Source organism: Litoreibacter sp. GN1-5 (genome assembly GCF_055693805.1).
Genome location: NZ_JBVFUP010000002.1, coordinates 156400 through 168463 on the forward strand (window position 1 = coordinate 156400; position 12064 = coordinate 168463).

The 12064-nt window shown below is 56.5% G+C and carries 13 protein-coding genes; 7 read left to right on the forward strand and 6 right to left on the reverse strand.

The window, feature by feature from the left end; translation table 11 throughout:
• Nucleotides 1-72: 72 nt before the first annotated feature.
• Nucleotides 73-357: a hypothetical protein gene (locus ACZ1HF_RS19535; protein WP_472659231.1), complete on the reverse strand. Its 285-nt coding sequence runs from the start codon at nt 355-357 to the stop codon at nt 73-75.
• 440 nt (nt 358-797) lie between these two features.
• Here ACZ1HF_RS19535 and ACZ1HF_RS19540 point away from each other — a divergent pair, with 440 nt between their 5' ends.
• The 6 genes from ACZ1HF_RS19540 (at nt 798) to ACZ1HF_RS19565 (ending at nt 4089) form a co-directional block, all read left to right on the forward strand.
• A complete protein-coding gene (locus ACZ1HF_RS19540; RefSeq protein ID WP_472659232.1) occupies nt 798-1007 on the forward strand; it encodes a hypothetical protein in 210 nt (69 codons plus the stop codon).
• Between the two features lie 259 nt (nt 1008-1266).
• Nucleotides 1267-1719: a hypothetical protein gene (locus ACZ1HF_RS19545; protein WP_472659233.1), complete on the forward strand. Its 453-nt coding sequence runs from the start codon at nt 1267-1269 to the stop codon at nt 1717-1719.
• Nucleotides 1701-2129, forward strand: coding sequence for a thermonuclease family protein (locus ACZ1HF_RS19550; protein WP_472659234.1), 429 nt, complete (start codon nt 1701-1703; stop codon nt 2127-2129). Before ACZ1HF_RS19545 ends, ACZ1HF_RS19550 begins: the two co-directional genes overlap by 19 nt.
• A gap of 40 nt (nt 2130-2169) precedes the next feature.
• Nucleotides 2170-2508: a single stranded DNA-binding domain-containing protein gene (locus tag ACZ1HF_RS19555; protein ID WP_472659235.1), complete on the forward strand. Its 339-nt coding sequence runs from the start codon at nt 2170-2172 to the stop codon at nt 2506-2508.
• A gap of 604 nt (nt 2509-3112) precedes the next feature.
• Nucleotides 3113-3472, forward strand: a complete 360-nt coding sequence (locus ACZ1HF_RS19560; RefSeq protein ID WP_472659236.1) for a DUF736 domain-containing protein — start codon at nt 3113-3115, stop codon at nt 3470-3472.
• A gap of 86 nt (nt 3473-3558) precedes the next feature.
• Complete coding sequence (locus ACZ1HF_RS19565) at nt 3559-4089, forward strand: hypothetical protein (protein WP_472659237.1); 531 nt, start codon at nt 3559-3561, stop codon at nt 4087-4089.
• A 40-nt stretch (nt 4090-4129) separates the two neighbouring features.
• Here ACZ1HF_RS19565 and ACZ1HF_RS19570 read toward each other — a convergent pair whose 3' ends face one another.
• The 4 genes from ACZ1HF_RS19570 to ACZ1HF_RS19585 all read right to left on the reverse strand — a co-directional run bounded on the left by ACZ1HF_RS19570 (nt 4130) and on the right by ACZ1HF_RS19585 (nt 7495).
• Nucleotides 4130-5101 carry a hypothetical protein gene (locus ACZ1HF_RS19570; RefSeq protein ID WP_472659238.1) on the reverse strand — a complete coding sequence of 324 codons (972 nt, stop codon included), beginning with the start codon at nt 5099-5101 and terminating at the stop codon, nt 4130-4132.
• Between the two features lie 69 nt (nt 5102-5170).
• Nucleotides 5171-6976 (reverse strand): type IV secretion system DNA-binding domain-containing protein, encoded by a 1806-nt coding sequence (locus ACZ1HF_RS19575; protein ID WP_472659239.1) that lies wholly within the window; start codon nt 6974-6976, stop codon nt 5171-5173.
• A complete protein-coding gene (locus tag ACZ1HF_RS19580; protein WP_472659240.1) occupies nt 6973-7239 on the reverse strand; it encodes a hypothetical protein in 267 nt (88 codons plus the stop codon). Before ACZ1HF_RS19580 ends, ACZ1HF_RS19575 begins: the two co-directional genes overlap by 4 nt.
• A gap of 28 nt (nt 7240-7267) precedes the next feature.
• Entirely contained in the window at nt 7268-7495 is a 228-nt protein-coding gene (locus ACZ1HF_RS19585) for a TraC family protein (protein WP_472659241.1), read from the reverse strand.
• A 228-nt stretch (nt 7496-7723) separates the two neighbouring features.
• Between ACZ1HF_RS19585 and traA the strand changes: the two genes are divergently transcribed.
• Nucleotides 7724-11542 (forward strand): Ti-type conjugative transfer relaxase TraA, encoded by a 3819-nt coding sequence (gene traA, locus ACZ1HF_RS19590; protein WP_472659242.1) that lies wholly within the window; start codon nt 7724-7726, stop codon nt 11540-11542.
• A gap of 33 nt (nt 11543-11575) precedes the next feature.
• Here the strand turns inward: traA and ACZ1HF_RS19595 are convergent.
• Nucleotides 11576-12064 (reverse strand): dihydrodipicolinate synthase family protein (locus tag ACZ1HF_RS19595; RefSeq protein WP_472659243.1); only part of this gene is annotated, 489 nt, incomplete at its 5' end.

Consider the following 12064-nt stretch of genomic DNA (forward strand, 5'->3'; position numbering starts at 1 on the left):
CATTCAAATTCATAGTAATTGCATGTCATATAGCGAATCTAAATGTCGACAGCATAAACGCGACCCGCCGGTTCAGGTTCGCTCTACACCTTTTGCCGAGCTTTTGTCCTGTTCGGCATCATCATCGGCACCGGTCTCAAACCTCAAAAACCGTGGATAGGTGTCATAGCGAACACCCACCCCACGAGACAATCCCGTTGATTGTCGCCGCTTCAGGACATGGTTTTCGACAAGAAGCAGTTCGATCACGCGGGCGATATTGCCTTCAGCGATACTCTCGACTTGTCGCAATCGAGCGACGAGGTCATCAGGGTTAATCGAGATCGTTTTGCTGTCTTCTTCCAAGATTTGATCCATGTCGTCTGTCGTTGGTTTGGGCGCGCCGGGCCGGCCGCGCTCTACTCGCTGCGTTCCCGAAGCCCGCTTTGCGGTCTTCGCCAGCCGGTGACGATCGCTCGCGCATCACATGTTCCTAACGCAAAATCGTCAAATGTGGAAATATACACCGATATATATAACGATATGATTGTGACGGAAGACCTGTTCGTGCAGATCATCAAACGCACCATCTTCTATTGTTTTCATTGCAAATATTGCGCGAACGCAGCATAACACAGACGCGCTCCGCACACGGAGGGTGAGGCTTAGAAACCTCTCTGTAACAGCCCCAAACGGCTTTCGGGCCGGGTGGCGCTGCCATGTCCAAGGCGCTCGCGCCCAAAAGCGGCGCGCCTTTGTTACAGAAGGTTTCTAACACCCGGCTTTGGGTCGTGGCCTCGAACTGAGGAGGCGAACTATTGACGCAATCGACATTCACAAATCCCGACGAACACGATGCGATCGCGCGCGCTCTGGATCGCGGCGATGCCCAAGGGGCGTTCACTTTGTTGGCCGATTATCTGACCCGTAACAAGATCACTCTGTCTGATGAGCTGTTCCGCCTCTACCTCGAGCGTGAGCTGTTTGCCTGCCTTAAGGGCAGGGGTCATATCTTTGACACCATTTAAGTGCGTGATCTGCTCTTGATTGCATTCGGCACGAATTTGCTCAATTCGCACGTGAAGACAAAAACCTGTTTCTTTTCTGCCGCGCTGCAGCAAACCTGTGACCTTTACACCAAGTCGTCGTCACTTAAGTTTGCTTGTTTGTAACGGAGATATACACGTTGTGATGGAACTGGCGGCTTCCAAATCGCGCAATATATAGTATAGATAGTTATCGTTATATATTACGATATAGACGGTTTTTTGTATAAGGAGCAGTGATTTGAAACAGCTCGACGACACATTCAGGGAGAGCTTGATGCTGGCACTGGATGAGGATCGCCATGACGATCTGGTCCTGATGATTGCCAACCGTTTGCGCAGCCGGCAGCTTGTGATCAGCAAACACGCCCGTGCCGCGCTCCCCGTCAACAAAGACCTCTGTCAGCCCCTGTGCACCAACCGGTTGACCCAGACCGAGATCGACAATTTCGACATCCGTGACAATGGCTGGCACATCATTGCTGTCCAGAACTGCCGGATCGCGGGGGCAGAACTGTTTCCCTACACCGTCAAAGATCCGGATTACCGCGCACGCATTCAGGAATATGTCGTCTCACTCAGCAGCTATTACGGCGACACTTCTGACATGTTTGGAGCCTACCATCTGAACGGTATGTTTCTCGATTTCCAACACCTGCATGAGTTTCGCCCGGAATGTCGCAGAGACGCCTGAAACATACAGCGCTCGCAACTGTACTTGTCCTTTGCGCAGCCGCTGCAAGTCAGCCGTTTGCCCAAGATCTGACATGGCATGTCTGCCAGCCGGAAGAGCGCCGCGTCACATGCGTCGTTGATGGCGACACACTCTGGTATCAAGGCACCAAGATACGTCTTGTTGGAATCGATACGCCCGAAGTCGAAGGACGCTGCGCCGCCGAGCGACAGATTGCTGCCCAAGCCAGCCGATACCTCGCGACGTTGCTCAATACCGGACTGCGCAAAATCGAATTCAACGGTGAAGACCGATACGGTCGCGCGCTTGCGCGGCTCTGGGTGACAGAAGGCGAAGTCGGCCCTGCCATGCTGGCCGCCAGTCTGGCAGAACCTTTCCTGCGGCGCAGACCGCCACCATGGTGCGGATGATGATTGAGTGTTCTGAAACGCAATTTCTGGAGCAGGACGCTTGAGCGGTTCTTTCACATGGGACGCCATCGTGCGCATCGGCACCATCAAGCCCTATGAAAAAGCGCTCGTCATTACTGTCTATCACGAACTCGATGGCTACAGAACAGACACTAGGTCGGCGGCGCGGCCCGCATGGAATACCATCATCTGCTTTAAGGACCGCCTGCGGTCTGAGCTTACAGATCAGCTTGCACCGGGCGACCTGGTCCATTTTGAAGGCTATGCGCGCACCACCACGTTCACCGATGATGCCGATGCCAAACGGCGCGCGGTGGATCTCGTCATCACACGTTTCGATCTCTTGCACAAACATATCGACGGCCCGACCGACCACTGAGCAGGTCGTCAAGCGACCCCGGTGGCGGGGAAATCCGGAGCAGATCTCGTCATCAGAGCCTTCCGGTCGCAGCCAGACTTCGGGGCAGGCCAGAGCGGTGGACAAAAGCATGTCACCGACGGCGACGCGCAATCACCTGAGTTGATGACCTGTGCCAGCTCGAAGATGCCATTTTCGCAAGATCGATTATGACCGGCGGAACGTTTGCCTCCAGCGGCAATGCGATTGGATACCATAGGGCGAATGTGATGCAGGTCTGATCACTATGGGCCTTTGTCCGGGGCCGGGATGTTGTGCGGGGTGGCCAAAGGGGCGAGGGGGGTGCCTGACGTTTTCGTTCTGTTTTTGGGGAAGGTGCAAATTGCTCAAAAAATTTCCTCACTCAAATCGGCCGTCAGGGACCAGTTCCTGATTGACCGCCACTGGGCATGGGCGCTCCAAAACGCAATGTCGAAAAGCCCGACCGAGTTCTCGCCGGTCTGCGCTGCGCTTGCCCGGCTGCGAGCCGCACCACTCGGTTTTTCTCGGTGCGTTTTCTCGGCTTCACCCATGCTGGTCCAGTGTCATCAGGAAATGGTTCCTGACAACTTAAGAGGAAAATACCATGAGCAACAAACTCGCATCTCTCACCAAAAACGAAAAAGACATCTTCACCGGCACACTCGCCACAATGGCCGTTCGCTCCAAGATCACGATCGTCCCCAACGCAAAGGCCCACAGCGATCAGCCCGACTACCGCGTCTTCGCCAATGGCACCTACGAAATCGGCGCCGCCTGGAAGAAGACCTCCGAGACCACCGGCAATGACTACCTGTCGGTGAAAATGGCCGCCCCCGAGCTCGGCGCCATGGCGATCTACGCCAACGTCATCGCGCTCGACGAGATCGGTGATGACAACGTCACCCACCTGATGCTCTGGTCCGCACGCGAACCCCAGGCCACCAGCAACCAGCAGGCAGCCTAACCTGACAGGATCGGCCCCGGTGGACCTCCCACCATCGGGGCCGATTGACGGCGTACACGTCACACAAAAGGTTCAGGCACTTGGAGATGACAAAAACATTCAATTCCGTTAATGATTCCTCCGATGTCACCACGCTTGATGGGCAAAAAGGGAGACACATAGGGGAAACAGGGGTTGGGACATGTCAAATGCACGGGTGTACTGTGAGTGACGAAGAGACACTATTTGAAGCCAAAAATGTGAAGTTCTTCGAGGGACCACCACAAAGCAAAGACCTGACTCCTGACCATCTAGGCGTGAATATCGACCTCTTTCGACAGGTCAAAGAGCACTACAACAAGGCCAAAGAGAACATCGCCTGTCGGGTGCTGGCAGACATTTGTCAGGACATTCAGGAAACAGGCTTTATCGGCCGCATGGATGACAGTGCCGAGCGACTCTCTACAACAACCGTGACGATCCAACGCTGGCGCTCCCGCTTTGCTGATGCGGGATTGCTCAAGAGACAGAACCGCAACGGGCTCTACTCTGTCGATCCGAAAGTGGCGATCCGGTTAGACGCCAAGGGCGACATCATCAAACCGGCCAATGAGCGAAAGGCTGTGTTCAAATTTTAGGGCTGTCGGGCCATGCCGACATTGGCCCCTATCGCACTCATCACTTTGATCTGGTCACCTGATGAATGACGTGCCGCATACACAAATCTCCCTTTGGATGGCAGGTTGTTTCCAGTTCCCCTTTTCTGAAGCGAAACTGCCGGACATCCTCTGCAGCTAGGTGATCAAACGACAATGGTCGTCTCGCAAATGGATTATGAAACACCCGCATGCCATCTCTTAGGCTCTCTTTGTATGTGTCAATCGTACCGCCAACTTGGATCAACTCGTGATTGTTCCTGATCCGGACAGCTTGAAACACGAAGTCACCTTTGCTCGCACTTAGCGCCCGAGCTTTCCCGAATGTTGCGACAGTGCTGTAGATAATCGCGCTCACATCTGACATCTCTTCATTGGCAAACAGACCCGTTGGTAACGACACCTTGCCGTCCTTCATGAACGCCTTCTCATGTCTGACGTCATAGAGAAGACGCTGCATCGCCACGTCACCCAACTGATGCGCATCGGGCGTTCCAAAATTTTGAATCGCAATCACATAGCTTTGCTCTGCCATGTGCGGCAGGCTGGAATAGCTCTTCTGATACTTTCTGAACTTCGAGCTAATAGAGTTCGACAGTCTCGCCATGGTTTCGATGTAGCGACCCTCGATATCATCATGGTTGGTGATATCCGCCATCGTCTTCATCCACTCAGGGGTTGCATCTTGTGCATGGGCAGAGATGGTCGCTTCGACCGCAAACCCGGAATCGGGCATCACGAAATCGGGCGCATGATGAGAAAAGTCGACTGCATGATTGAGGCTCTTCAATACAGCAAACAGATAGAGTTCCCACCAGCTCGAGTTGAACGTCCTCTGGAACTCAACAACAAACTTTCCGTCGCGGTCAATGAATCCAGCCGCCCAATCATTGAGTACGTTTCGCAGGGCATCGTCTTCTTCTTTGATGAGCCGAACAAAATTTGGATGCAGAGAGGATTGCGCGACAGTTGGTGTGAAAAGGTCTAGTGTCATCGCAAATCTTTGCGACACGGTCTTCGTGTTTGCAAAAGATTTCTATGTTCATAGTCCGCCATCCCATTGCTACTCCCGTGACAAATCATATCCTGGATCGTCGCGATCTCTCTCACCAAACCGCATCTCCTCTTGTGCGGTGATGTCATTCTGCCTAGCGACCTCCGCTTCGTCTTCGAAAATCTCACGCAGCTTCATCGTCCATGACGCGGGCTTTTCAGCCTCGCGCATGTCGATGGATTTCGAGTAGGGCACCAGCACACGGTAGATGTGTTTGCCGATCCCGCTGACCAGCACATAGACACCCCTCTTGTGCAGAAGCGGTCCAAGCTCGGTCTGGAAGTCGGTACGATGCACGACCGGTTCGCGCTTTTCTTCACGCATCCATTTGAGCCGTCCGCCGCCATCCGTATCTCGCCTATGGGTGATCATGATTGTATTGCCGAACTGCTCCTCGAGCCGTCGTGCAGTCTGGCCCACATTGATCTTGGCGATCACTTTCGTGCCGATTAAAGACTCGATCTGGTCTGCAACTTGTTGAGAATATTTGGCCACCAGCTGCTCCACACCCTGGATACCCAGCACCACAGCAAGACCCTTGGAGCGTCCGGTTTCAAGCATCGCCTCAAACCGATGCACCTTGGGCAGTTGTGCGAACTCATCGACGAACAGCCACACCCTGCGGTCTGTGCTGTCTCCGAACGAGACGTCGGACACATTGGACGACATCACTGTCAGAAAGGCGGATATCCATCCCTCGGACTGATCCTGGAATCGACCCGAACGTTGCAGCACAAGCGTGCGATCCTTCGTCTCTTCATCGAGCAACCATTTGCGCAGAGAGAAGGTTTTTCGCTTGCCTTCGCTCGAGCGCCATCCATAGGCGAGCATGCGTACCGCACCCAGGCCTGCGGCCATGGTCGAGATCGTCGCGGACACCTGACGGTAGTCCGCATTGAGATAGATCATCGCGTCACGATGATATTTTTTGGCGAAGGTCTGCAACTGCTCTAGCGGCAGCTGCGTGGTTTCCATCAACTCCCACCATGTCCATTTTTGCGGCTTGGTCTTCATCAGTGTGATGATGCAGAGCGCCAAAACGGTCCGCGAGGAGTCTGAGAAAAACCGATCCTTGGTTTCTGGGATGATCCGGTTCGCCACCTCGATCGCATCCTCTTCGACGATGAGATCGTTGGCGATGTCCCAGATCACCGAGCGGTCATCATGGGGTGCGAGCAGCAGTGGTGCTTGCGGCTCTTTCGCGCCCGTGGGCTTTGAGAACGCCATGCGGGTGTAATCGCCTTTGAAGTCGAACACGACGACCTTGTCGCCGCGTTCCATGACCGATCGGAGCAGCGGCAGGATCGTCTGTGTCTTACCACCACCAATCGCGCCGAAGACCAGAAAGTGATTCACTTCGCGCAAACGGCTGACGAAGAAATCACCAAACCAGTGCAGACCTTTTGCGTCGCGTTTGATCTCCTTGTTGGATGCAGCGACGAGTTCTTTGGGACCGGCGATGGTCAGTCCGGCTTTGATGATCAGCGGTTTGACTCGCAGCCCCCATTCCCAAACCAGGTATCCGATGCAGCCCACTGCCATGACGACAAAGGCGGCAAACGTGGTTGTGCCAAGATAGAACTGTCGCTCCGAGTCTGGCGACATCGCCGTTTTGATCTGACCGCAATAGGCTTGGTCGAATGGGTGTAGGCAGGCTTTCACATAGTCCCACTTGATCGGGATCGATGCACCGTCCGCTGTGCGATATGCGGTGTATTGAAAGAAAATCCAATACACCAATCCCGCACACAGAGCACAAACGACAGTGCCAATAATGAGCCAGCGATAGGGCGCAACCTCTGGCTTGTAGATCATTGCAGCACGCTTTCAGAACGCACCATCGGTTCAAGCTCGACATCGCCTCGGCGGGTCGCTTCGCTTCCGCCTTTGGCTAAGGTGCTATATCCAGCGACAAACGCCTGGAGCTCTTTGCTGCCACCTGTTTTGACATAGTAGGCGAAAACCGCTTCGAGCTCGTCGACCGGCATGTGAGACGCGCCGGCGCGCATCGCAGCCTCACCGATAAGGATTTTCCTGCGCGTCTCTTGCTTCCGGTCTGCGTGTTTGGCGCGTTGCATCTGTTGGTCTCCCTTGGCAATTTTGGCATCAAGTGTTCGCAGGAGTGGACGCAGAGGCCTTGCGGCGAAATCGGTCCGCAATCGCCTGAAACTCCTTCAGCAGTTCCGCGTCAGTAATTTCCAAAGTGGTCAGATCAGCTTTGGCAGCGATCTTCCCGATCTGGTCGGCACGGCCCTCAAGGGCGGCAACACGTTGCGCCTTGAGGGCTTCGATCTCCTTGTCGATGTCGACGACTGATTTGGGTTTTCTGGCCATGGGTTTGGTCTCCTGTCTTTGGGCATTGAGGGACTTTGAGCCGACGATACAGCATTTCAAATAATATCGCTATATATAACGATAGACATAACGGTAAATATGCGATAGAAAAAAAGAGGACAACGGCGCACTTATACGTCGCAAGCGACAGGTGCGGCCGCTGAGGGCCGCACGATGAGACGTGTGAGGCGACGGTGGAGCGACTGAGGCGGTCTTAGTCGCCTGGAAGTGAATAACAGCAACCGCAGGCGGGCCGGAAAGGAGACGGGGTTTGGCGATCTACCATCTTTCTGCGCAGATCATTGGCAAGGGGGCGGACGGTCCGCCGTTGCCGCGGCTGCCTATCGGCATTGCGCCAAGATGGAGCGCGAAGAGACCGCCGAAGAGATCGATTATTCCCGCAAAGGCGGCAATGCGCATTCGGAATTTGCGCTGCCGAAGAACGCGCCGAACTGGATCGCCGCATTTGCCGAGGAGCATATTGCGCCGGAGACAAGTGCGTTTTTCTGGAACGCGGTGGAAGCCAATGAGGGGCGTAGAGACGCACAGTTGATGCGAGAGATCGTTCTCGCCTTACCGGTTGAGCTGACCACAGAGCAGAACATCGAACTGGTCCGGGACTTCGTCTCACGTGAGCTTTCGGCGCATGGGATCGTCGCGGACTGGGCCTATCATGACATGGCCGACAACCCGCATGTGCATTTGATGACGTCGCTGCGGCCGCTCATGGACGACGGGTTTGGGGCCAAGCGTGTGCCGGTTCTGGGCGACGATGGAGAGGCTCTGCGCGGCTCGGATGGCAAGATCCGCTATGAGCAATTCTCAGGCAGTCAGGAGCGGCTGCGCGAAATGCGCGCGGCTTGGGCCGAGACGCAGAACCATCATCTGGCCAAACACGGGCATGACATTCGGGTCGATCACCGCTCGTTCGAAGAGCTTGGGATTGATGCGGTGCCAAGCAAGCATCGGGGTCCTGCGTCGGACAATATGGATGCACGCGGGGAGGTGTCGGAACTGGCCGAGAAGGCCAAGCTGGCCGCACGGGAAAACTATCTGCGCTATGCAAATGACCCGGCACTGATCCTCAAGAAGATCACGACACAGAAGGCTGTGTTTACCCGTCATGACATCGCGCGGGAGATCCATCGGACCGAATGTACACCTGCCGAGTTCCAGGCACTCTTCTACCATGTGGGGGCGCATGAAGAGCTGGTGCCGGTCGCCGCACCCGCCTTCGATCCGTTCACCGGGGATGCCACAAGCGAGGCGATGTTCTCGACCCGAACCATGGTCGCGCTGGAACATCAGATGCTGCAGAACATCGACGGGTTGGCGCGACGGCAGTCGGCACCCATTGCGGACAAGGACCTCGAGAAAGCCTATGCGGCGTTTGAATTAAAGCGCGGTTTCGATCTGACGGATCAACAAAAAATGGTTGTTCGTCATCTAACACGGGAGACAGGTGCGGCAGCACTCGTGGGCTATGCGGGTGCGGGTAAATCCACCGCAACTGAGGCCACACGGATCGCGTTTGAGGCTCAAGCCTACACGGTCGTTGGCGGGGCACTGGCCGGCATCGCCGCCGACAATCTGCGCTCGGAAGCGGGCATTGAAAGCCGCACATTGGCCTCCTGGGAGTATCAATGGGCGAAGGGCGACATGCTCCCGAACGCTAAAACCGTCTTTGTGATGGACGAGGCCGGGATGGTGTCGTCGCGCCAGATGGAGAGCATCACACGCACCTTGAACGAGGCCGGTGCGCGGATGATCGTGCTGGGCGATGCGCGGCAGTTGCAGCCCATTCAGGCCGGTGCCGCCTTCCGGGCCTTTGTCGATGTGACGGGATATAGCGAACTCGATTCTGTCGTCCGGCAGCATGAGCCGTGGATGCGTGAGGCCGCGATCGCGTTCGGATCGGGCAGGGCGAGCGAGGGTGTCTCGGCCTATCTGGATCACGATAAGCTCGGTTGGTCTGAGAACAACGAGGACGCCAGGGCTGCTTTAATTGCGGACTGGATGCCCTACCACCAAGCGTCAGCGGATGTCACGATCATGGCACACCGCAATAAGGATGTGATCGCATTGAACGTCGAAGCGCGGGAGATGCTGAAGTCAAAGGGTGCGCTTGGCGAGGAAAACATCTTTGCATCCGAGCGTGGGGACAAGCCGTTCGCGTCCGGTGATCAAATCCTGTTCCTGAAGAACGAGCGCAGTCTCGGCGTGTTCAACGGATCGACGGGGCAGGTGGTCGAGGCAGACCGGAACCGGCTCAGAGTTCTCGTGGAGGGCCAGGTTGATCCGATTACCCTCCGGGCCAATGAGTACAACCATGTCGACTATGGCTATGCGCGCACGATCCACAAGGAACAGGGCAACACGGTCGACCGCGCCTTTGTCTATCTGTCGCCAACGATGGATGCGCAGCTCTCTTATGTAGCACTGACTCGACACCGCGATGACGTCTCTCTCTACGCGTCCCACGAGGATTATCGCAGCAAGGGCGAGCTTGTCGAGCTGATGTGCCGTGATCGGCTGCAGGACTCGACCGCGCTCTATCGCGACCGAGTCGATTATAAAGATGTCGTGCGTGGCTTTGCCGAACGGCGCGGCTTCTCGACGACGCGCGTCATCACCGACTTCGTCAAAGCCAATGTGCAATATCTACGTGAGCGGTTCGACAGGTTGGCGGAACGGTTTGGACGGTTGCGTCATCCCGCACCGGATCATGAACCGATCCTGGTGCCGGAAAAGGAAGGGGGTAAAGAGCCTGCGCGGCGCGTGCCGCCGGCACTGCGCCCGCCTGAGATGTCCGTCCACTTGCAGCACGCCGTCAACCGCCTGTCTCACAATCTGGCTTCAGAAACCATGCGTGGTCGCAAGGCGCGGGGGTTCGCACGCTCGGCGCATTATGAGCTCAACCTTGCGCTGTCGGCGGACGAGCTGAGATCGTTCAACGCCGATCTTCGGTTGGTCTTTCCAAGAGACGCAATCCTGACCCATGGATCCCATCAACCGAACGAGGATGCACCGGTGTTGGGTGATTTGCCCGATGATTGGAAATCTTTCGCCCGCGAGAATTGGGAGCAGGTCTTTGCCGCGCAATGGGCTGAGACCCAGGCGACCCTACAGCCGCTGACCGACCGGTTGCGGCCGTGGGATCTCGCGCGGGCAACGGCCTTCACGGAAGGACCGGATCGCACGCCGACCCAAACCCCTGACCGTTCTGCCGACCAAACACCAGACAAAGTGAGGTCCAACATGCCGCCAGAAAAACCACTGATCGATGCTGTTCCGGACCTGCCGGTTTTGGAAGACCGCGAAATCCGCACACGCGCTGCCGAAGATATCACCGCGCGGCCGAGCCTGGCCCTGGCGCAGGATGCGGCCTACCGGATTTACGTTGAACCCGACCAGGCCGTGGACCGGATGGTCGCGCAGTACACCGAGCAGGGAGACCGCAAAGCCTTGGTCTCCGAGATCGAACGGTCCCCGGAAACCTTCGGTGAGATGCAGGGCAAGACACGGCTTGGGATCGCCAATGGAGAGCGCCGCACAGCCTTAGAGCTGACGCCCACAATGGCCCGCAAGGTGGAGGAGCATCTGACTGAGCTCGACAGGATCAAACTCAAAATCGTCGACCGACATGAGATAAAGCGCGTTGCGATGCGTAAACCGATCCCTGATTTGTCACCAGAAGCGCACGCTTACATGGCGCGGATGGCGCAGGTGCATCAGATGCCGTCCGGACAGGAGAAGGATGATCAGACGCGGCTCTTGATGACGGATAAAGCATCGGCGCAGGAAGTCGTGCGGTTCCGTCAAGGCCTTGCCGAACGATACGGCAAGGGGGACGAGGCCATCCGGAAAGGGATCGAGCAGGACCCGGCCCTGAAGTCCCGATCAGCGTCAGAGCGCAAGCTCATACAGGAGCGGGCTGATGGGGTCGCTCATGCAATCCCGGTTATGAGCCAAATGCGCGAGCAGATACAAAGGCTGGATCGCACACCGGATCGCGGCAAGGGCCAATATCGCGGGATCGAACGATAAGACGGAACATGCTGTGGGTCGCGTATTCGGCGATCAGACCCAGCTGATCGGCTTGAGTGCGATGTCATCGAGGGTGCTCTGTAGACTGGCGGTAAGGTGAGGACAGAGCGGTGTGTCCAGACCACGGGCATCGGGCGAGGCCAGCAGACCGCGGAGATGGGCCGCCTGGCGGCAGAGCATCTCACGGGTGTTGATATCATGGCCGTTCATGATCGCGATCAAGGGTGCAAGCTGATTGTGGATGGCCTGTGCCTCATGGAACCGGCCATCACGAGACGCGCTGTAGAGCGCGGCCACTTCATACGGGGCGATGTAGGCCAGTGACGACAACACACCGTCGCCACCGGTGTTGAGATTGTGGAAGAGGGCGCCTTCCGAGGATGGCAACAAGGCCATTGGCCTGTCGGTCCCCTTGAGCGTGTAGTAGTCCTGATCGTAGCGCAGCACATTGTCATCATGGCCCATGTCGAAGCCGAGGATCTGACGACCGGCGGTGGCCAGGAGGGCGAGGTCTTCTGGCGC